This window comes from Pseudovibrio sp. Ad37 (assembly GCF_001623075.1).
Classification (GTDB): domain Bacteria; phylum Pseudomonadota; class Alphaproteobacteria; order Rhizobiales; family Stappiaceae; genus Pseudovibrio.
Genome location: NZ_LMCF01000016.1, coordinates 96,200 through 116,819 on the forward strand (window position 1 = coordinate 96,200; position 20,620 = coordinate 116,819).

General features: G+C 48.9%; 21 protein-coding genes. 16 read left to right on the plus strand and 5 right to left on the minus strand.

All coding sequences use genetic code 11. The features are described from left to right. The first annotated feature begins 30 nt into the window (after positions 1–30). From PsAD37_RS04815 to PsAD37_RS04840, 6 genes are read left to right on the plus strand one after another with little or no spacing between them, the layout of a single operon-like run. On the plus strand, positions 31–1,413 hold the full coding sequence (locus PsAD37_RS04815; RefSeq protein ID WP_063295167.1) for a type II and III secretion system protein family protein: 1,383 nt from the start codon (positions 31–33) through the stop codon (positions 1,411–1,413). An 11-nt stretch (positions 1,414–1,424) separates the two neighbouring features. Next, positions 1,425–2,159 (plus strand): CpaD family pilus assembly protein, encoded by a 735-nt coding sequence (locus PsAD37_RS04820; protein ID WP_084407658.1) that lies wholly within the window; start codon positions 1,425–1,427, stop codon positions 2,157–2,159. A gap of 11 nt (positions 2,160–2,170) precedes the next feature. Continuing rightward, positions 2,171–3,451: an AAA family ATPase gene (locus tag PsAD37_RS04825; protein WP_063295220.1), complete on the plus strand. Its 1,281-nt coding sequence runs from the start codon at positions 2,171–2,173 to the stop codon at positions 3,449–3,451. A 41-nt stretch (positions 3,452–3,492) separates the two neighbouring features. Then, on the plus strand, positions 3,493–4,974 hold the full coding sequence (locus PsAD37_RS04830) for a CpaF family protein (protein ID WP_063295168.1): 1,482 nt from the start codon (positions 3,493–3,495) through the stop codon (positions 4,972–4,974). After that, on the plus strand, positions 4,967–5,986 hold the full coding sequence (locus tag PsAD37_RS04835; protein ID WP_063295169.1) for a type II secretion system F family protein: 1,020 nt from the start codon (positions 4,967–4,969) through the stop codon (positions 5,984–5,986). The genes PsAD37_RS04830 and PsAD37_RS04835 overlap by 8 nt, the downstream gene beginning before the upstream one ends. 10 nt (positions 5,987–5,996) lie before the next feature. After that, a complete protein-coding gene (locus PsAD37_RS04840; RefSeq protein ID WP_063295170.1) occupies positions 5,997–6,971 on the plus strand; it encodes a type II secretion system F family protein in 975 nt (324 codons plus the stop codon). A gap of 4 nt (positions 6,972–6,975) precedes the next feature. On the opposite strand, the gene PsAD37_RS04845 is transcribed toward PsAD37_RS04840, so the two are convergent. Next, entirely contained in the window at positions 6,976–7,758 is a 783-nt protein-coding gene (locus tag PsAD37_RS04845) for a tetratricopeptide repeat protein (protein WP_063295171.1), read from the minus strand. A 211-nt stretch (positions 7,759–7,969) separates the two neighbouring features. Here PsAD37_RS04845 and PsAD37_RS04850 point away from each other — a divergent pair, with 211 nt between their 5' ends. The 10 genes from PsAD37_RS04850 to PsAD37_RS04895 all read left to right on the plus strand — a co-directional run bounded on the left by PsAD37_RS04850 (position 7,970) and on the right by PsAD37_RS04895 (position 16,929). Beyond that, a complete protein-coding gene (locus PsAD37_RS04850; RefSeq protein ID WP_063295221.1) occupies positions 7,970–9,352 on the plus strand; it encodes a M17 family metallopeptidase in 1,383 nt (460 codons plus the stop codon). Positions 9,353–9,463: 111 nt separating this feature from the next. Further along, on the plus strand, positions 9,464–9,814 hold the full coding sequence (locus PsAD37_RS04855) for a MarR family transcriptional regulator (RefSeq protein WP_063286786.1): 351 nt from the start codon (positions 9,464–9,466) through the stop codon (positions 9,812–9,814). A 63-nt stretch (positions 9,815–9,877) separates the two neighbouring features. Next, positions 9,878–10,747, plus strand: coding sequence for an NlpC/P60 family protein (locus PsAD37_RS04860; RefSeq protein WP_063295172.1), 870 nt, complete (start codon positions 9,878–9,880; stop codon positions 10,745–10,747). 140 nt (positions 10,748–10,887) lie between these two features. After that, positions 10,888–11,397, plus strand: a complete 510-nt coding sequence (locus PsAD37_RS04865; protein ID WP_208991693.1) for a pilus assembly protein N-terminal domain-containing protein — start codon at positions 10,888–10,890, stop codon at positions 11,395–11,397. Between the two features lie 59 nt (positions 11,398–11,456). After that, positions 11,457–11,990 (plus strand): TadE/TadG family type IV pilus assembly protein, encoded by a 534-nt coding sequence (locus PsAD37_RS04870; protein ID WP_063295174.1) that lies wholly within the window; start codon positions 11,457–11,459, stop codon positions 11,988–11,990. 22 nt (positions 11,991–12,012) lie between these two features. Beyond that, entirely contained in the window at positions 12,013–12,627 is a 615-nt protein-coding gene (locus PsAD37_RS04875) for a TadE/TadG family type IV pilus assembly protein (protein WP_063295175.1), read from the plus strand. Positions 12,628–12,900: 273 nt separating this feature from the next. After that, positions 12,901–14,322: a bifunctional enoyl-CoA hydratase/phosphate acetyltransferase gene (locus tag PsAD37_RS04880; protein WP_057464246.1), complete on the plus strand. Its 1,422-nt coding sequence runs from the start codon at positions 12,901–12,903 to the stop codon at positions 14,320–14,322. A 25-nt stretch (positions 14,323–14,347) separates the two neighbouring features. After that, positions 14,348–15,529 (plus strand): acetate/propionate family kinase, encoded by a 1,182-nt coding sequence (locus PsAD37_RS04885; protein ID WP_063295176.1) that lies wholly within the window; start codon positions 14,348–14,350, stop codon positions 15,527–15,529. Positions 15,530–15,734: 205 nt separating this feature from the next. Continuing rightward, positions 15,735–16,205, plus strand: coding sequence for a dienelactone hydrolase family protein (locus PsAD37_RS04890; protein ID WP_063295177.1), 471 nt, complete (start codon positions 15,735–15,737; stop codon positions 16,203–16,205). A gap of 106 nt (positions 16,206–16,311) precedes the next feature. Then, entirely contained in the window at positions 16,312–16,929 is a 618-nt protein-coding gene (locus PsAD37_RS04895; RefSeq protein ID WP_063295178.1) for an HAD family phosphatase, read from the plus strand. An 84-nt stretch (positions 16,930–17,013) separates the two neighbouring features. On the opposite strand, the gene PsAD37_RS04900 is transcribed toward PsAD37_RS04895, so the two are convergent. The 4 genes from PsAD37_RS04900 to PsAD37_RS04915 form a co-directional block, all read right to left on the minus strand. Continuing rightward, positions 17,014–17,442: a hypothetical protein gene (locus PsAD37_RS04900; RefSeq protein ID WP_063295179.1), complete on the minus strand. Its 429-nt coding sequence runs from the start codon at positions 17,440–17,442 to the stop codon at positions 17,014–17,016. Between the two features lie 604 nt (positions 17,443–18,046). After that, positions 18,047–18,505 (minus strand): DUF4265 domain-containing protein, encoded by a 459-nt coding sequence (locus tag PsAD37_RS04905; RefSeq protein ID WP_063295180.1) that lies wholly within the window; start codon positions 18,503–18,505, stop codon positions 18,047–18,049. A gap of 200 nt (positions 18,506–18,705) precedes the next feature. Beyond that, complete coding sequence (gene dapD, locus PsAD37_RS04910) at positions 18,706–19,557, minus strand: 2,3,4,5-tetrahydropyridine-2,6-dicarboxylate N-succinyltransferase (protein WP_063295181.1); 852 nt, start codon at positions 19,555–19,557, stop codon at positions 18,706–18,708. A gap of 110 nt (positions 19,558–19,667) precedes the next feature. Then, positions 19,668–20,561, minus strand: coding sequence for a LysR substrate-binding domain-containing protein (locus tag PsAD37_RS04915; protein ID WP_063295182.1), 894 nt, complete (start codon positions 20,559–20,561; stop codon positions 19,668–19,670). Positions 20,562–20,620 lie beyond the last annotated feature (59 nt).

Sequence of the window (20,620 nt, forward strand, 5' to 3'; positions counted from 1 at the left end):
CCGCAAAAATGTCGCCTCAATAGAACTCTTATGCAGTTCCTTCTGATTTTTGCTCTAGTGCTTGTAGGACCGCAGATCTCATTCGCTCAAAGCAATTTCGAAGCGACTGTGGAAGTCACCTCTCAGCATCGCGGAAAAGTTCGCCAGCTGAATGTTGGTGAGGGCAGATCTATCGTCCTCAATACAAACGAGGAAGTCCGTGATGTCCTTGTCTCGAATCCAGAAATTGCAGATGCTGTTGTTCGCACCAGAACCCGCGTTTTTGTCTTCGGAAACAAGATAGGTCAGGCGTCATTGGTTCTGTTCGGCAATGGTGGCCGCCAACTGGCATCGTTTAACCTAAGCGTACAGCCTGATCCGTCAGGCCTGGTCGAACTCATCAAACGATTGCTGCCAAACTCTGCAATCAATGCAGACATCGTCAATCAAAGCGTTGTCCTCTCGGGAACAGCAATCTCCGCCCTCGAAGCACAACAGGCCTACGATATCGCGCTGAAGTTTGTGGGTAACGATGAAAGAAAGATCGTCAACACAATTGCAGTCGCCGAGAAAGATCAAGTCCAGCTCAAAGTAACAGTTGCTGAAGTCAACCGGACGACGATTAAGCAGCTTGGTGTTAACCTTCAGGGTTCACTCAAAATCGGCGCACTTGATGTCAATTTTAACACCTCACCTGCTTATAATGTCAATCCTTCTGCTGTGAATGCCGGGTCTCTTGTCGGGAAGCTGGGATTTGATGGCGGTACGTTCAATCCGACAGTCAAAGCGCTTGAACGTGAAGGCGTTATGAGAACGCTTGCAGAGCCAACACTGGTGGCGGTCTCAGGTGAAAACGCCAGCTTCCTCGCCGGTGGTGAGTTCCCGATCCCGGTTGCTTACGAAGATAATAAGGTAAGCCTTGAGTTTAAACATTTTGGTGTTGGGTTGGATTTCACTCCTGTTGTTCTTTCCGGAGGACGCATCAAACTGCGAGTAAAAACCGAAGTCAGTGAGTTGAGTTCTGAAGGGGCTGTAAGTATCGCGGGCGCTATCGCTGTTTCCGCGCTTAAAGTGCGCCGCGCAGAATCTACACTAGAACTCCCTTCCGGAGGCACCTTGGTAATGGCAGGCCTTCTGAAGCAGAATTATGGGCAGGAGATTGACGGGATACCTGGCTTAAAGAATATCCCAATTCTCGGTACCATGTTTAAGAGCCGCGATTATATCAATCGCCAAACTGAGCTTGTAATTTTTGTGACGCCTTATGTTGTGAGACCAATCGCGCGATCTCAAGTTGCGCGACCTGATGATAATTTTGCAGCACCAAGTGATCAGTCAACAATCTTTTTAAACCAATTAAGCCGGATTTACAGGGGAACAGACGCTCCTGTGAAAGGGAATTATCACGGCAAAATTGGCTACATTTACGAGTGAGGACAAGAGAAATGAATACCCTACTGTCACCCACTTTGAAATGCGTACGCAAATTGAGAGAAGCTTCAGTAGTGCTCGGCACTGTTGCTATGCTTGGAGCATGTCAGTCACAACCATCATATGTTGAACATCAGTCGATTGCAGATTTTGACTATCGGAAAAGGCATCCGATTGTCATTACAGAAGCGCCTGAAAACTTTGATATTCCCATAGCTGGTGAGACGCGCAATTTGAACGGGTCCATGAAAACGGCCATTGCTGCGTTCGGCAAACAAGCAGACATAGATGGAAATGGATTTGTTGAAGTTTTGACACCATCAGGTTCAGCGAATGAAATTGCAGCAAAAACGGTTTCTCCTCAGATCCGTGCGGCTTTAAAAAAGGGCGGGGTAGCTGCAGATCACATTGTTATGAGGAGTTATGCGATATCAGATATGGTTGCATCGGCACCTGTCCGGCTCTCATTTATGCGAATTAAAGGTGTTGTTCGTGATTGCGGCAATTGGCCTGAGGCAATGGTCGGTGATAGCCAAAACGCGGATTACTACAATTTTGGATGTGCTTCACAGTCAAACCTAGCCGCCATGGTGGATAATCCAAGTGATCTGTTGCGGCCACGTCCATTGGGTCCAGGTGATCCAGCAAGAACAAATGTTATCCTGACAAACAACCGTTCGGGTGCTGTAACAGCAGGTGAATACAAAACTGGCGTCGGGGCAAGTGTTTCAACCGTTGGACAGAATTAGTGGGCCAAAATATGAGTGATTTTGTACATTCTAAATTGGATGTTGAACAGAACCATAATGTATCTGGTCAGCTTTCTACTTCAGACTTTAATCTTGTTAGTATTCCGCGGATTTCAGTACAGGCCTTTTGCTTGGATTCTCAAACTGCAGAGACAGTTCAGAAGGCGAGTATAGATCGTCGGATGTCCAAGACACACACCATGGTGCGGCAAGGAGGTATCGCAGCAGCTGTTGAGACATTCCAAAATGCGGCTACCCCCAATTTTCTCATAGTAGAGTCACTTGCAAGCTCAAGTGAAATGATCGAAGAGCTTGATCGACTTGCTGAGGTCTGTGATGCCGGTACCAATGTGTTGGTTGTAGGGCGTGTTAATGATGTGAGCCTTTATCGTGCGCTTATTTATCGAGGCGTAGGAGAATACATCGTTGGGCCCATTGATATCGCGCAGCTTATCAATACGATTGGTCAGTTTTACGCAAATACTGACGCGGAACCCTTCGGTCGAACTGTGGCTGTGATCGGTGCTAAAGGTGGGTGTGGTGCATCGTCAGTTGCACACAATTTGTCTTGGTCAATTGCGAAAACACTCGACAACGATGTTGCAATTGCTGATTTGGATTTGCCATTTGGAACGGCAGGTTTAGATTTTAATCAAGACCCACTGCAAGGCATATTGGAAGCAATCGCATCTCCTGAGCGGCTTGATGACACGTTACTGGATCGCCTTCTTGCCAAATGTAATGACCGTCTCAGATTGTTAGCAGCACCAGCTACGCTTGATCAAACCTACGACTTTGACACTGAGAAGTTTGATCAGGTTATTGAGGTCATGCAAAAAGGAACGCCAACTGTCGTTCTTGACTTACCGCACACATGGAACAGCTGGGTTCGGCATATCCTTGCTCAAGTAGATGAAGTTCTGATCGTAGCTGAGCCTGACTTAGCAAACCTTCGAAATGCAAAAAACCTGGTCGACAGCATTGGTCAACTTCGACCAAATGACACAAAACCATATTTGGTTTTGAACAAGGTTGGCATTCCGAAGCGACCAGAAATTAAGCCCGATGAGTTTAGTAGTGCTTTAGATGTGGTTTCTTTAGCGGTAATGCCGTTTGAGCCTGCATTGTTTGGGACTGCATCCAACAATGGTCAGATGATTGCAGAGTTTGATAGCAAACACGCTGTTGCAGGTTTATTTGAAGAGATTGCAGCCAAGGTCACGGGCAAGGCTGAAACGTATACAAAAAACAAGTCGCTCATCGCATCTCTCATTAAAAAAGTCCGCAAATAGTCCTCTGGTTGATTTTGTGCTGATTTCAAAGGCGGAAGAATATGTTTGGTAGACGTGGCAACGGTGAATTTGGAAACAAAAATCCAAAGTCTGCTCCAGTAAATCCTGCGATACAGAAACAGACAACAAAGACTGCTGTCCAGGACACACCAAGCACTGCAAAACCTAAGTCGTCTGGCTCCGAAATTCAGCAGGAAAAGCCCAAAGAAACTGCTCCTGAAACACAACGAACTCAGGAGTACTACGCAACCAAGGCATCGATCTTTAATGCGTTGGTGGAGGCAATTGACCTTTCGCAGTTAAGCCGTCTTGATCAAGAGGATGCCCGCGATGAGATCCGGGATGTCGTCAATGACATTATCGCTCTCAAAAATCTCGTCATGTCGATTGCTGAGCAGGAGGACCTGCTCGAAGATATTTGTAACGATGTGTTGGGCTATGGACCACTTGAGCCGCTTTTAGCCCGTGATGACATTGCCGATATCATGGTGAACGGGGCGAACACCATCTACATCGAAACAGCTGGCATGGTGGAGCAAACAAACATTCAGTTTCGCGATAATCGTCAGCTGATGAACATCTGCCAGCGGATTGTGTCTCAGGTTGGTCGTCGTGTGGATGAAGCCAGCCCGATATGTGATGCGCGCCTTCCTGATGGCTCTCGTGTGAACGTGATCGCCCCGCCTCTGTCATTAGACGGGCCTGCATTGACAATTCGTAAGTTTAAGAAAGACAAGCTTACGCTCGATCAGCTGGTGAATTTTGGTTCGATTTCGCGTGAAGGCGCTGAGATCCTGGAAATCATCGGCCGAGTACAATGTAACACGGTTATTTCTGGTGGTACGGGCTCAGGCAAAACCACACTTCTCAACTGCTTGACGCGCTATATCGATAGCACGGAGCGCATTATCACTTGCGAAGATAGTGCCGAACTCCAACTTCAGCAGCCACATGTCGTCAGATTGGAAACCAGACCTCCAAACCTGGAAGGTGAGGGTGAGATCACTATGCGTGATCTTGTAAAAAACTGTCTGCGTATGCGTCCTGAACGTATCATCGTAGGTGAGGTTCGTGGCCCGGAAGTATTTGATTTGCTTCAGGCAATGAACACAGGCCATGATGGCTCAATGGGCACGATCCACTCTAACTCACCACGTGAGTGTCTAAAGCGTATTGAATCCATGATCGCTCTTGGGGGGTTCTCTCTTCCATCTAAAACTGTACGTGAGATTATTGTTGGTTCTATTGATGTGATTGTCCAGGCAGCACGCCTGAGAGATGGCTCACGCCGGATTACTCACATTACCGAAGTCGTAGGAATGGAGGGAGATGTCATCACGACACAAGACCTCTTCACCTATGAAATCACGGGAGAAGACGCGAATGGCAAAATCATAGGCCAGCATCGCTCCACTGGTATAGGACGTCCGCTCTTCTGGGAAAGAGCAAGATACTTCAACGAGGAAGAGCGGCTAGCCCGCGCGCTGGATGCTTCAGACGTTTCTGGAGGATTACATGGCTGACTTGGATAACTTCTTGGCCTCTCCGCTCGCTGATTATCTGATTACAGTTTTGATTATGGTGAGTGTCGTTGGTGTCACATTCACACTCTTGATGCCTCTCTTTTCCAAAGACAAACTTGGGAAACGAAAAGAGGGCCTTGTTCAGAAAAATAGAACTCAACCAAACGGGCAATCTCAGAAGGTTGATGTTACAGCTCGTAGAAAAACCGTTCAGGATCAGCTTAATGCTATGGAGGCCGCGCAAGCTGCCAAGAAAAAAAATGCAGACAAGCCGATTTTTACCGACTGGATTGGGCAAGCTGGCCTATCCTGGTCTAAGCCCAAATTCTATTTCATCTCAATGGTGTGTGGCTGCATTGTCTTTACTTTAAGTTTTTTCTCCGGGCAGCCTTTATGGATTTCAATTGCTCTTCTTTTTGTGGGCGTGTTCGGATTACCTCGATTCTATGTTTCGAGGCGGCGAAAAAAACGGTTCAACCAATTCCTTGATGAGTTTCCCAATGCAGTCGATATCATTGTTCGTGGCATCAAATCAGGCATGCCTTTAGGAGATTGCATGCATATTGCTGCTTCTGAGGCGAAAGACCCTGTTGGGTTAGAATTCTCACTTGTACTGGATAAGATGCAAATGGGGATACCGCTGGCTGAAGCAATCCAGAACATGCCGAAAAGAGTACCACTGCAAGAAACAAACTTCCTTGCGATTGTAATTGCTATTCAAGCGCAAGCCGGTGGTAGCCTCTCAGATGCGCTCAATAACCTTTCAAAGACGTTGCGTCAGCGTAAAGAGATGAAAGGAAAAATTCGAGCCGTCAGCCAGGAAGCAAAATCATCGGCAGCAATCATCGGCTCTCTGCCCTTCTTAGTGACGATCATGTTGTACTTAATCGCACCAAGTTACATTCGCTTACTCGTGGATACAGATATTGGCTTAATTCTCATCGCTGTTGGTTTAACTTGGATGACACTTGGAATCTTGGTCATGCGTAAAATGATTGATTTCAAGATATAGGAGCCCAGAGATGTCAATTGCAGATCTTGGAAACAGCAACTTATTTGTAGTCATTCTCACATTACTTGCGGTATCAGGAACAGCCTATACGCTTTTAATGCCTCTATTTGAGCGCGATGAACTTAAAAGCCGTATGAAATCGGTTGCTCTTGAGAGGGATAAAATTCGAGCACGTGAACGTAATCGATTAGCCAACAGTAAAGAGGTTGAACGTGCTTCCCTTCGAAGTAGCCCTAAAGAAAGTGTGCGAGAATTTGTCGATAAATATAACCTTAAAAATACTTTATCGAATGATGGGTTAGTTAGAAAACTAAAAATGGCAGGATATAGAGGATCATCTCCTCTCTATTCATATTTGTTTATGCAGATTATGTTGCCTATAGGTTTTTTTATTCTTGCATTTGTTTATCTCGCTGCCATTTTGAAGTTAGATGTTCCCGTCTTGGGTGTGCTTTGTATTAGTTTGCTATTCTCGGCGATCGGATTCTATGCACCTAGTATTTCTGTGCAAAATCAAATTTCGAAACGACAAGAAACCATTCGATTAGCGTGGCCGGATGCCATGGATTTGATGCTCATCTGTGTCGAGTCTGGCATGTCGATTGAGGCTGCTTTTAAGAAAGTTGCAGAAGAAATTGGAGCTCAATCTGCAGCACTCGCTGAAGAACTTGTTCTAGCTAATGCAGAGCTTTCTTACTTAGATGAGCGAAAGAAAGCTTACCAAAATCTGGCAGAACGAACAGGCCTTGACGGTGTGAAGAATGTTGTTATCGCGCTCACACAGGCTGAGAGATACGGGACACCAATTGGGAATGCCCTTAGAGTTCTGTCAGATGAAAACCGTCAAGCTCGTATGCAGGAAGCCGAACGCAAAGCGGCGGGATTACCACCTAAGCTAACCGTTCCTATGATGCTATTTTTCATGCCTGTTCTGTTTATAGTTATTATTGGTCCTGCAGTAATTCAAGTCATGCAAACATTTTAACCCGTCACGCCTTGCCTAGCATGGTCTTCAAATACGCTACATTCTCTGCTGCTTGGCGTGGGTTTATGTCGGATTGGGCGAGGCGGACGGCTTCGTCAAACCGGCCTTGCAGTCCAAGGGTCAGAGCAAGGTTCTGGCGAACCTGACTGCCAGCTTCGCCGGTATCCAGTGCTGTTCGTAAAGTTGTCTCTGCGTTGCGCAGATCGCCTCCCAGCAGGTAGGACATTCCCAGGTTATTCAAAACAGTTGGCTCATTTGGCGAAAGCTTCAGCGCTTGCTGGTAGGTTGAGCGTGCTTGTTTAGTCTCACCAAGCTGATCCAGAATAGCCGCCTTGGCAGAAAGCATCTTCCAGTTTGGCTGTGCTGGGTCGAACGCATTGTCGATGACATTGAGCGCTTCCTGCAACTTGCCGTTTTCAGCTAGCACTTTGCCATAGCTTGCCGCAATCGTGTTGTTATCAGCATTGGCGATGACACCACGTCGTAAAATTGCTTCTGCTTGTTGGCCTTGGCCATCAATTCTCAAAGCTGCTGCAAAGTTCAGGATTGTACGTGGGCTTTTCTGGTCCTTGGCATACGCTCCGCCCCAGTAGGCGAGGGCTTGTTGCATCTCTTGTGAGCCGGGCTCAAGTTGCTGACTCTGAGAGATAGATGCCTGAGCGCGTTGTTTGTTGGTTGCGCAGCCGGAAAGTGCAAGCCCGCAAACCAGCAGCAGTGAAACAGCTGTTGCACTTCTTAAAATGCCACAAAACATCTTGGTTGTGTGTGTGCGGTCAAATACGGCCATGGAACCCTCAGCAACGAAGCAATTCAAATATTGTTTGAAAATCTAATATTATCCCTAATTTCTGGTTAATTTGGCTTAGCTAAGCCCTTGGTTGGACGGGGAGCAGCAAGCCGAATGTCTTGCGCAGAACCAGTAACGTCGTTAGGTTGCCACAAAGCTGCCCGAATAGGACAGAACACAAATTTCAAACATCTCATAAATGGAGCTCCCGGTGCACGGTCCGTTAATTTCTGCCGATGAAACAGTAAATCCAATCCCGGTTGTAGCGCTCTCCGCGAGTGAGTTGGACGCGCATCTTGATGCCTCTGGTGCCATGGCAAAGTCTTGGGCAAAAGCGCAGGAGTTTACAGCTGCTTTTGGAGAAACTCTGGCAGTTCCAAATGAAGCCGGTGAGATTGAAACCATTCTGTTCGGCTACGGCGAAAGCCAGAGAGACGCTTTAGAAACAGGCGCTGCTCTTAACAAAAAGCTCCCAACTGGCGTGTTTGAACTGTCGAAAGGTTTTGAAGATCCAGCTGGTATCGCTCTCGGTTTCTCTCTCGCAGCCTACCGTTTTGATGCCTATAAGAAAATTCCTGCGCCGAAGTCTCAGCTAGTCATCAGCGAGCCGGGCATTTTGGAAGAGCTGGCACCAATTATCGCTGGTGCGCACCTTGCAAAAGATCTCATCAATACCCCTGCAAATGATATGGGGCCGGAAGAACTAGCCGCAGCAGCTTGTCAGCTTTTTGAAGATCACGGCGGATCCTCAAAAATCATCATGGGTGATGTTCTGGAGAACGAGTTTCCGCTTGTGCATGCTGTCGGCAATGGCAGTGACAGAGCGCCGCGTCTGATTGATGCGACCTGGGGTAAAGAGACTGATCCGAAAATCACGTTGGTCGGCAAAGGCGTAATTTTCGACAGTGGTGGCTTGGACGTGAAGCCAGCTGCCGGCATGATCCTTATGAAAAAGGATATGGGTGGCGCGGCAAATGTTCTTGGCCTAGCAGCAATGATCATGAAAGCCGAGCTGCCAATGCGCTTGCGCGTGATTATTCCTGCAGTTGAAAATGCGATCTCGGGCCGCTCATTCCGCCCGTCAGACATTTTTACAAGTCGTAAGGGCCTTTCTGTCGAGATCGGTAACACAGATGCTGAAGGACGCTTGGTCCTGGCAGATGCACTTGCGCTGGCTGATGAAGAGAGCCCGGAGCTGATTGTTGATATGGCAACGCTGACGGGTGCAGCCCGTGTCGCACTGGGGCCTGATTTGCCGCCATACTATACAGATGATGAGGACTTGGCTGAAACGATCGCTGTTCACAGTGAAGCGGTGAATGATCCTTTGTGGCGCTTGCCGCTCTGGAAGCCATACAAAAAGTACATCACCTCCAAAACAGCTGATCTGGCAAACATCAACACAAGCGGAGCAGGTTTTGCAGGCTCAATCACTGCAGCCTTGTTCCTTCAGAGATTCGTTGAAAACGCAGGCAGCTGGGTGCATCTTGATATCTACGGTTGGACCCCAATTGAGAAAGATTTTAGGACCCATGGCGGAGAAGCCCAGGCAATTCGGGCACTTTTTGACATGTTGAAGACCCGATTTGGCTAAGCAAAGTACGGATTGCGCTGTCAAAATTACTTAATACCTCAATCTGGTAAGGGTCCCGAAATGATTTGCAGGCTAGGTTTTAGCCTGCAATAGGGATTAGGACGAATAAATATGCCCGTAGAGATCCGCCCGTCGCAGGCGCTTAAGCTATGGCATGATGTAGTGTTGGAATTGGTGCGCGCAGCAGATCAGGATTTGACTGCTCGCCAAATGTCTATTCTTTTAACTGTATATCTTGAGCCTCCACCACATACCGTGCGCGGACTTGCGCAAAAGCTAGGGGTTACCAAGCCTGCAATTACGCGTGCCTTGGATACCCTTGGAACAAACAAGCTGCTTTCCAGAAAGCGTGATGAAAATGATCGACGCAATGTCGTTGTCACACGCACAGTTGCAGGGGCGCTGTATCTGGAACAGCTTGGTGATCTGGTATCAGAAAAAGCTCAAGACCTTTCGCGTTGATCGAAAGGCGGAACCAAGACATTATCAATCCGCTATGCCATTCTGATTGGAGAGAGCTCCCATATGACTGTTCAACTTGACCGCCGTTTACATCCGGTAAGGCCAGATCTGGCTTCGACTGACTATCGCGGTCAGGTGCAATCCGAGCGCTTTGTCGAGGGGACAAACTATTCTGTAAAAGCAGACAAGGTTGAACTACGCGCTCGGCCAGACTTTGCATGCGGGATCGATACCGAACTGAATTTCGGCGAAACCTTTCGTGTATTCGAGACAACGAAAGAAGGATGGACTTGGGGCCAGCTGCAAACAGACGGATATGTTGGCTGGTTGCCGACAAACGTGCTGGGGCCTGTTGAACAAGCAACTCACAGAGTGATTGCCCTTCGCACCTATCGTTATCCGGAAGCTGAAATGAAACGTGCAGCCCTGGGGCAGGTCTCAATGGGAGCACTCGTAAGCGTTGTGGGAAATGAGACCACGCGCGGGCTGGAATTTGCAAAGCTTGCTGATGGCTCGTTTATGGTCAAAAAACACTTGGTAGAGCAGACTGATAAAGCTGCCGACTGGGTGAAAGCAGCAGAAGCTATGGTCGGAACGCCATATCTTTGGGGTGGACGCTCTACTCTAGGTCTGGATTGCTCCGGCTTGATCCAACTTGCACTCCAGACCGGCGGTATAAATGCCCCACGTGACGCGGATATGCAGGAAGCCATGCTGGGCGAACAACTCGACCTCTCCAGTGGCCTGCCAACTTTGCGGCGCGGCGACTTGATGTTCTGGAAAGGGCATGTGGGCGTTATGTCTGATTCTGAGACCTTGTTACATGCCAACGGTTACACAATGACGGTCGCTTATGAAGGGCTTCAGGCAGCTCTTAAACGCATTGGCGAGAACGAATTTGGCCAGCTCACCTCTGTGAAGAGGCTAAGTTGAAACGATGTTTACCCGTGCTTAACCATAAAGCGTATTATCGGCATATCTGACCCGTCAATTCGCGCAAATTAGGTTTTCGTTCACTAAAATAATCGCACAAATAACTAGTAAAATTTAACAGTTATTCGGTGGGGTTTGCCGTGTTTTGGAAGCTGCAAAAACAGGTCTCTGATCGTTCGTCAAAAATTGCCTCTGTCGCAATCTCTACTGCGATGATCGCAGGCATCTCCGCTACCTCAATCACACCCGCCTCTGCGGATGTTGAGGTGGTCGCCGACCAGGCAAAAGTCTTCCGTCTCGAAGAGCCTGCCGAAACCATCATTCTTGGAAACCCAAGTATCGCAGATGTGACAGTGCACGACCGCCTGACAATCGTGATCACCGGCAAATCCTACGGCACCACTAATCTGGTTGTCCTGAACGATGCCTCTGAGCCCGTTGTAGAAGAGCTGATCACCGTAACAGCAGAAATGGCCGGCTACGTTGCCGTCCACCGCAACAACAGCCGCTTCACCTACTCCTGCAACCCCGACTGCCATGAAGTCCTACGTCTAGGTGACAATAAGAAAAAGATCGAGGATGTCGCCGCGACCATCAGCATGCGCAACGAACTGGCAGAAAATGGGATTGTAGCAAAAGGCAGTCAGTAAATTGGAACAGTCCAATACCCCTCATTACAGTTAGAAAGTTGCGCTGAAGGGAACGAAGGGTGGGATATTCAAAGTCGAGAAAATTACTCTCTGACAACAAAGGTGTCACGGCAATTGAGTTTGCAATAGTCGCTCCGATGTTGTTTGCAATTATATTGGCTATAATCGAACTTGGTATTTCGTTTCTTGTTGAGGTGCTATTGGACAATGCTTTAGCTGATGCTGCGAGGCAAATTAGGACTGGGCAAGTTTACTATGCCGAAAAAGATGGAAACTACAGCAAAACTAAGTTCAAGAACGTAATTCTTGATGGGGGGACGGGACTTCTTAAGTCGGTGGAAGATAAGCTTTATATTGATGTCGTATCTTTTAAAAATTTTGAAGACATCCCAAAACCAAAGCCGATAATCAAGGAAGGCAAAGTCGTAATGGAGCAGAATTGGAAGCCAGGGGGCCCCAGCAATGTAGTCTTGGTTAGAGTAGTTTGTGCTTGGCCAATGATTACCTCCATGATGGCAGAAATATTCGGACAAGCTACGAACGGCAACCGAATTCTTGTTGCAACAGAAGTTTTTAGAAATGAGCCTTTCTAACAACTGACGAGTGAAGCTGCTTATGAAATTTCGTGCAAGATTACTCAATTTAGTAGGTGGCTTTTCCAAAAGCCAAGCGGGTGTGGCCGCAATCGAATTTGCAATGACAATCCCATTTTTGTTGTTTTTGTTTGTCGGTATGGTCGAGCTGATAACGGCAATTTCATATGATCGCCGTGTTAGTAAAACTGGCTCGTCGATTGCAGATCTTGTTGCACGTTCTAGTGACGTGACTGGCAAAATGGATGATATCGAAAGAGCAATCGCACATCAAATGACACCGTATGATGATGCAGATATTGATGTAAGAATTGGGATGGTTTTGATCAAGGCCAACTCTCCTGAAATTGTTTGGAGTTGGGGAAACAAGGTTCCTGTTCCCTGGGCTAAGGGAAGTAAACCTGATGGTGTAAGCTTCTCCGCCAATATGAAAAGCAATGGGCAGTATTACCTCATTTCAACATCAAGCCTTGATTACAACTTCATTCTAGGGAAATTGCTTTCTAACCTAAGTCAGGTTTTAACTGGAGAGAGTGATCAATTTACATCTATCGCTCTCAGTGACAGCTTTGTACTTCATCCACGGAAAGTCTCATGTGTGGAATATTACAACAGCTGCGCCAACTATCCATCATAATAACAACTACGTAAGATTTAGTGCTGTAATCTAAATATTGATGTGTCATAACTTCGCAGATCGCCAAAAACTGCTGTTTTGTGATCTTTACCGATAGATTTGTTAGCTCAAATGTTGAATAAGCGCCCCAAGCTTGGCGAAGAATTTAACGCACATATCGCTGAACAGTCACAGAGCTGCGATAGTATGGCTGAGACCTCCCCTTAAGAGCCCTATCGCAACACTCTTGAGCTCGGGCTGGTGCGGTATGTGGAAAATGAAAAGAGGCTATCAATGGCTACCAATCGGACCTATGACCAAATCCAGGTCGGAGATTCCGTCACTCGCTCCCGCATCTGTACAGCAAACGATCTTTACGTTTTTGCGCACGCGTCTGGCAACATCAATCCACTGCATCTGCCAAACGCGCAGTGGGAAGGCATTGAGAAGAAAGATGGCCCATCCGCACCGTTCATGTGGGGCGCTACTCTGATTTCAGCAGTCGTCGGCAACTACCTCCCAGGTCCTGGCTGCGTATACCGCGATCAGACACTTTCCTTCCATAACAAGGTGAAAGTGGATCAAGTTCTCGACGTCACTGTAACCGTTCTGGAAAAACTGCCAGATAACATCATCCGCCTTGCAACAAGTGTGAAAGTTGATGATGGCACTCTGGTTGCTGAAGGTGAAGCTCGGGTAGAAGCACCAACTAAGTCAATCTCTTACGATGCAGAAGAGCTGCCAGGCCTGCTGATGAAGCGCCACCAGCACTTTGATCGTCTCGTTGCAACTGCTGCCCAGCTGCCAGCAATCCCGACTTCTGTTGTGTGTCCAGACGATGCAAACTCCCTCGGTGGTGCAGTCATGGCCGCTCAGGCTGGCCTGATCATTCCGATCCTGTGTGGTCCTGAAAAACGCATTCAGGCTGCTGCTGAAAAAATCGGTGCAGACATCTCCGGTTACGAGTTGATCGACACACCTGATGAAGGTTCTGCGGCTGCTAAAGCTGTTGCATTGGTTCATGAAGGCCGCGTACGGTCCGTTATGAAGGGGCACCTTCATACAGATGACCTGCTGCGCCACGTTGTGAAGCGCGAAGGTGGTCTGCGCACCAAACGTCGCCTGTCACATGCGTTCGTAATGGATGTTCCAGGTCGTGAAACACCGCTCATCGTCTCTGATGCGGCAATCAACATTGCACCAGACCTGATGTCAAAAGTTGATATCACTCAGAACGCAATCGACGTTGCTCGTGCTATCGGCATTGAGCCTCCAAAAGTCGGCATCCTGTCCGCTCTTGAAACCGTAAACCCGGCGATCCCATCCACCATCGATGCAGCTGTGCTGTCCAAGATGGCTGAGCGTGGTCAGATCAAAGGCGGTATCGTTGACGGTCCTCTGGCGATGGATAACGCGATTGACCTTGAAGCTGCTCGCACCAAAGGCATCGAATCCGTTGTTGCAGGTCGCGCAGAAGTGCTGATCGTGCCAAATCTCGAAGCTGGCAACATGGTTGTGAAAGAGCTGACCTTCCTTGCTCATGCAGAAACAGCTGGCCTTGTAACCGGTGCACGCGTGCCAATCATCCTCACCAGCCGCGCTGACAACGATCGTGCGCGTCTCGTTTCTTGTGCTCTGGCATCCATGTACGACTACTACCTACGCAACGGTGCTGCGTATGTTGGTGAACAGGATCTGGCAGAAGCTGCAGAGTAATTTCGGGATAGCTGAGAAAACAATAATGACAATCGAAACAATCCTTGTACTGAACGCTGGGTCTTCCTCCATCAAATTCCAGTTGTTCAAAGGCGAAGAAAGTGTGCTTTCCGGCCAGATCGACGGTTTGGGAGCATCTGCTTGGGTTAAAGGCAAATCCGCTGAAGGCGCAACGATCATGGATCGTGCGCTCTCAGACGAAGAAGCACAGAACCACAACACGGCTCTGCAGGTTATCCTTGCTCTGCTGAAAGAGTTCGATCCGAACCTCGAAGTGGACGCTATTGGTCACCGTGTGGTTCATGGCTCTTCCAAATATTCTGCACCTGTGCTGGTCACTGAAGAAGTTGCCGCGGAACTTGAAACATTCAATCCGCTTGCACCTCTGCATAACCCGCATAACCTTGCAGGTATTGCTGGGTCCAAAGCGGCATTCCCGGGCAAGCCGAACGTTGCGTGTTTTGACACCGCGTTCCACCGCACGCAGGAATTCAAGAACGAAGCCTACGCGATCCCGACCAAATACTACGACGAAGGCATTCGTCGCTATGGTATGCACGGCCAGTCCTTCCACTTCATCGCGGAAGAGCTGCACAACGTGGCGCCAGAAGTGGCAGATGGCAAAGTTGTCGTCGCTCACCTCGGCAACGGCGCATCCATGTGTGCGATCAAAAATGGCAAATCTGTCACCACCACCATGGGCTTTACCCCGGTTGATGGTTTGGCAATGGGCACACGTTCCGGTTTGATCGATCCGGGTGTCATCTTCTACCTGATGGAAGAAAAAGGCATGTCCGTGAAAGAAGTCGCGAACCTGCTGAACAAGGAATCCGGCATGAAGGGTCTTTCCGGCATCTCGCAGGATATGCGTGATCTGGAAAATTCTGACAGCCCTGATGCAAAACGCGCACTCGACTATTACGACAACCGCATCAAGCGCGAGCTGGGTGCTCTGGTTGCTGTCATGGGTGGTCTGGACGCAATCGTCTTCACCGGTGGCATCGGCGAGAATTCCTCTCAAACCCGCGCTGGTGTTTGTAAGGGCCTTGAGTTCCTCGGCGTAGAAATCGACGAAGAAGCCAACAAGGCGCGCGCGAAGGAAGCAATCACAATTTCCAAAGCATCTTCCAAGGTTAAGGTCATGGCGATCCCAACCAACGAAGAAGCCATGATTGCTCGCCAGACCCGCGCGATTTGCGAGTCGTAATCGACCTAAAAGTGGTGTTGATCACAGCGTTTAAGCCGCACTTTTCTTAAAGGAGAAGTGCGGCTTCTTTTTTGTTTGCCTATACGTACAAGAGCAGACAGGATAGTTGCACAAACATATTTGCATAGGTTGAATTATCAAAATAAGTTATATATTGAGGCGTGCATCTCTATTATATATAGCTTCAATAAACACTGGCATTCCTATGATCATCGCTGCAACTACATTAGCGCTACCAGCCTCTTTGCAGGCTGCTGAGCTGCGTCTGGTGGAATACCATCAAAGAAATTTAGCCTACATCATTGTACCTCGGACAGATAAGAAACTGCCTGCACTTGTGTTGTTTCATGACTGGGCAGGATTGACCGAAGAAGCAATCCTGCAAGCTGCGAAAATCGCAGAACAAGGCTATGCAGTGTTCCTTCCTGATCTGTTTGGTGGCAAGGCCCCACAGTCAAAAGAAGAAGCTCAGCCACTGGTTGAAGCGATCCTGGAAACGGACCATCAGCAAGAGCTTATGGCAAATGTCCATTCAGGTTTGCAGGTGCTGGAAAATGTTGAAGAAGTAGAGCCAGTGGACGTCTCCATTTCTGGTCTTGGTATTGGTGAACAGGTTGCCAGTTACATCTCAAAAAGTGATATGACGCCCGCGCTGCCAATGCTCACCCATGCATAAGTCAGCGTGTCCGGCTGATTGCATTTTGTAATCCCACGCATTGCATCCCGCATGCTGAGACAATACTACTGGGCCAACTCAATCTTTATATCTGAAGGAGGGGCTCATGTCCTCACCGGTCACTGCTGTCGTGTTTGATATTGGCAATGTCTTGATCTCTTGGGATCCGGAGAACCTGTATAAGGACTTGATCCCGGACGCATCAGAGCGCCAGTTCTTTCTTGATGAAGTTTGCCCCTACGACTGGAATCTGGAGCAAGACAGAGGGCGCCCTTGGGGAGATGCCATCGCCGAACGTCTGGCCAAATTTCCTCAGTATGAAGAGTGGATCAAAGCCTATTACGAACGCTGGGAAGAAATGCTGGCCGGCGCGATTGAGGCGAATGTCGCGCTCCTGAAAGAACTCAAGGATAAGGGCATCTCTCTGTATGCCATCACCAACTTCTCTACTGAGAAGTTCGAGGATGCCAAACGCCTGTTCCCATTCCTTGCGGACAGTTTCATCGATACCGTGATCTCTGGCGATGAGAAGCTCCTGAAGCCGGATGCTGCCATCTACAACGTGCTGTTGGAAAGAAATCAGCTTGAAGCATCCAACCTCGTCTTCATTGATGACACGCTGAAGAACGTTGAAGCCGCCCAGGGCGTTGGTATGAAAGCGCTCCACTTCTCCGAAGCAGACAAACTCCGCTCAGAACTAAAGCAGCTTGGCCTGCCGCTGTAAGCACTTCACACAACAGGTGAGGGGAGTTCCTACCCCCTCACCTGTTGTGTTTTGAGAAGGATGAGTTCGCAAATTAGTGTGAACTCAAAAAGCTCTGCTGATCAAAGCGCCTATTGAGAGGCGAGGCAGTTCAATGCTTTGGAAGAAATCAGGATTGATGTATGGGGCGGAAACAAACAAAAGTGGACCTATGATTGCGATAACTAGCAGCCAGTACAGCAGATAGACCCACCATCTGTTATAGGACTTGACCTCAACCTCCTCCTCAAAATACGCAATGCGTGCCGCATCCACCGTGAAAAAGATGGAAAGCAGTGCTTGTAGTACAGAAAGAAGAGTTGCTTGCGTTTGAAAATCGATAAACCTCAAGGGCGGAAGGCATATCATGGTAATCGAGAGGATCAGGAAAGCCACATACAATGCCAGCCGCTTGAGACGCCCTACATATATGTAGCCACTTGCAAAATAAAATTGTAGCAGAAGCGCAATCCACCACTTACGTTTTACCGTCATTCCATAACTTCTAATTGCTGATGTCGAGTTACCTCAATCAGTAATGGAAAGTAGGTTCAATAGAAACCCTAATCTCTCAGCTTTGCTTGTTCTAGGTGACGTCAGAGAATTTAGGTGCTGTATTGCCAAGAAACTTATCCCCCTCTTCGAAAATGCCCTTACGCTTGATCTCGTGCCCACGCATTCGGGCAGGAGTGGACCGTCCATTCCGCGGCGTGGGTGGGGTTGGGCTGCTGGTACGAGGTAACGTATCGTGTCAGGAGGTCCGGTGAAGCGCCATACCCTATTGAGACCACAGTGGTATTAGGGAGTTTGGGGTCGTTCCGGAGGGCGTCCGGTGGTGACAGGAAACTGTCAAAGGTACGGCAACGTGCCAGTGACACGGGAACGTGTCATTCACGTCTGTCCGAGAGGGAGCCCGCGTGTTCATGATAAAAGGCCCGGGCGAGGCGAACAGCCAATGCCGAAGAAACATATCTAACAAGTAGCGCAGGCAAAGCCTGTTCGCCTTGCTCCACCCGTTTAACGGGATCCTCAAACACAAACACCGCAGGGATGATCCAGCGGTGATATTCGTGCTTGTCAGTTTAAGCAGGCTGAAATGCTAGACCTTATGCCCGCAGTGGCCTTCTTCAAAAGCCCAGATGCCAAGGCCTTCGCCTTCTTCAAGAATGGAGTAGGCGACGTGGATGTCGACATTTGCCGGAATATCTACGCTGAACAGCGGTGGATCAGCGTCAATGTCCTCGCATGTACAACCAAGCTTTTCCAGCTTGGACCACTGCTTGGAGAATTCTTCCGGCTGTGTCGTCTCTTCCACCATGATCCGGTAGGTGGAATGACCCGATGCTTTATCGACCCTGTCAAAAACAAGCTGCCCTTTTTGCCGGTTGGCAAGCAGCTCATCACCATTGGCAACGCCGCAAGCAAAGAAGGGTGTGTTTTCAAGCTTGTAGCGATTGCCACCGAGCGAGCGTACCCACACAGTTTCACTGTCAATGCCGTGCCAGTCATGTGGATCCAGCTGGAAAACAAGTTTGTGCAGATTGCTATTCTTATTCATGGGGCCTCACAAATTCTAAGCGCAATATACTCATGCGTTCCAGCGAAGCAACAAACATCTTGAGGTAATGTGTTCATAGCCTAACAGAGCCGGTTTTTAGGTTAAGAGGCGCGTTTAAACACGTGGAACCCGCACCGATTAGGCAAGAAAAAAGCCGAAGCAATCGCCCCGGCTTTAATCGATCAGATCTGATCTAAAACTTAGTCGCGCAGAAGATCGTTCACAGAGGTCTTTGCACGGGTCTGTGCATCAACACGCTTCACGATAACCGCACAGCCCAGGTTTGGACCCGGAGTGCCGTCTGGAAGCGGTTTGCCTGGCATGGAGCCCGGAACAACAACGGAGTACGCAGGAACTTCACCGTAGAAGATTTCACCGGTCGCGCGGTCGACGATTTTGGTGGTTGCGGAGATGAACACGCCCATGGAGAGCACTGCGCCTTCACGAACAACAACGCCTTCAACAACCTCGGAGCGAGCGCCGATGAAGCAGTTGTCTTCAATGATAACCGGACCAGCCTGAAGTGGCTCAAGAACACCACCAATGCCAACGCCGCCGGAAAGGTGAACGTTTTTACCGATCTGAGCGCAAGAACCAACAGTCACCCAAGTGTCAACCATAGTGCCTTCGTCAACAAACGCACCAAGGTTTACGAAGGAAGGCATCAAAACAGCGGATTTGCCAACGAATGCAGAGCGACGAACAATGGAACCTGGAACAGCGCGGAAGCCAGCTTCTTCAAAGTCGATAGCGCCCCAGCCGTCAAACTTGGAAGGAACTTTATCCCACCAGGGAGCTTGATCCGGACCACCTTTGATAATCTGCATTGGGTTCAGGCGGAATGAGAGCAGAACAGCTTTCTTGGCCCACTGATTAACAACCCAATCGCCAGAGGATTTTTCCGCAACGCGCAGCTTGCCGTGATCCATAAGGTTCAGTGCGGTGTTTACTGCATCACGCACGTCACCTGTAGTGTCAGTGCTGATGTTGTCACGGTCATCAAATGCAGCGTTGATGGTGGCCTCAAGGGCAGCAAGATCAATCTGGCTCATTGGCGGCAGACTCTCATAATTAATGGGTTTCGAATTAGAGCTACCGAGGGGTACGCAAGCCCCAACCAGAAGTCAATACTCTCAGACTTCCGGTTGTCTCATGTATCAATTTAGGTTGCTTCATGTGCCTTGAATGGCTGCTGGGACTGTTCCATCAGCCATTTGTGGAAGGAAGCTACCGGACGGGTCAAAGGACGGTTCGCATTACGTACAAACCAATAACCGCTTTCCAAAGAAAGGCGCGGCCAGTCCGGAACCACCAGATGACCTGCAGCCACTTCCTGTTCAACAAAGCGGGTATCAATCGCAATCGCACCCATGCCTGCAACAGCAGCCTGAATAGCCATGTTCCGGCTTTCAAACATCGCACCAGAGGTCTGATCCGGATGAGGCAGGCCAGTGCCATTCAACCAACGCGGCCAGTCTTCACGTCTGGAGGAGGTATGCAGCAACTTCAGTTTATCAAGCAACTTGATATCAGGGTTCGGATCGCCGTTGCTCAGCTGAGGAGCAAAGGCAACAACCAGATCTTCCTGCCAGAGCTGGTGCCGCTCAACATGCGGCCAGGCCCCATCCCCCAACCGGATTGCGCAATCATAGGACTCCCGGTCAAGGTCCACGACGCGCATACTTGTCGAGATAAGCAGCTCAATATCCGGATGCTTTTCCTGAAAGTCCGGCAAGCGCGGAATAAGCCAACGTGTTGCAACTGTAGAAAGGGTAGAAATGCGTAACTCAGTCCGGCTTCTACGCCGGAACGCTTCAACAGCATGCTCGATCTGGTCAAACGAATTGCCGAGATTGGAAGACAGACGCTGCCCTTCTTCCGTCAATGCAAGCCCGCGGCCATCACGAATAACAAGCGCGGCGCCAAGTTCGTTTTCCAATGATCGGAGTAGGTGCGTCAGGGCTGATGGTGTAACGCCAAGATCCTCTGCGGCACGAGCTGCTCGACCGTGTTTGGCCAACAGTGAAAATGCGTGTAGCGCGCGCAGTGAAACCATGACGAATGCCCTTCCTTATGAGTTCTTGAATTAATCTCAATAAAGGGAAAAAAGGCATT